Consider the following 950-nt stretch of genomic DNA (forward strand, 5'->3'; position numbering starts at 1 on the left):
CTAAAGCCGTCACTCTGATCTTAATTTCTTTAATTCGTGGCTCGGACATAGCAACACTCTCAAACATGAAACCGCATCGAGGCCTTCGCTCGGAACGAGGGAATGACTCGGTGTGGTCAACTGGGGTAAAGGGGGCGTTAGCGCCCCTTTCCAGCTCACAGGGGAACCGTCAGGAACGAAGTGACTAGAGGGGACGCTGTGTATGCTGGCTTAGTACAGAAGCAAACGATAGCACAAGCCTAAAAAATAAGCTATGAAGAGGGTATAACCCACGTAGATTAAGAGTGACAGTGCCACAGCTTGAGAACTCAGAAATGCCGCTTGCTCGATGCTCGGACGCTTCGCTTACTCGCACACTGCGCCGAGCGGAGGAGGTAAGCGGAGAAAGAAAGAGAGGCACCGAAATTGCTTATTTCGGCTGCGCCGACCCCTACCCATTTCGACTCTATTTTGAGTGATTTAGGTACTGTCTATGGTCGCTTTCTGAACTAAGGATTTCTCCCCTTATTTCGGACTGCCCTGCGCTGTGTGTAAAGCTTTCGCCCCCGTTCCAGTCACACAACACTAATCAGTTATTCCTTTTCCGCTTGTCCCCTCTAGCAGCTACAAGGGGCGGATTTATCGAGCTTGGTGCTTAGTTCTGATTAGTGCCTTTACCTCTCACCTTTGGAACATCCCTTGGTCGGTGAGTGATGCGCGTCGTTCTGTCCAAAACATCTTGATTCCAAACAGAGTGCAGAAATACTCTTGAAGTGCTTACTTGATATGGTCTATCATGGAAGGACTTCACGGCCGTTCAAACCTGTGAGTATTCCGAAATAAACCAGCTTCCTACGGCTGGTTTTTTCACATCTGGAGAAAGAGATTAATCCCAAAAGCGTTTGATCTCAATGCTGATCTTTTAGATCTGACAACTCTCCAAACAAAAAAGCCTCCCGATTGGGAGGCTT

Annotated in this window: 1 protein-coding gene; it reads left to right on the forward strand. The window is 48.3% G+C overall.

Annotated elements, in window-relative coordinates:
• A partial coding sequence (locus R7Q11_RS25145) for a hypothetical protein (RefSeq protein ID WP_225466875.1) occupies window positions 1-188 on the forward strand: 188 nt, incomplete at its 5' end.
• Window positions 189-950: the final 762 nt, after the last annotated feature.

The sequence above is a fragment of the Vibrio sp. 970 genome, from assembly GCF_033339075.1.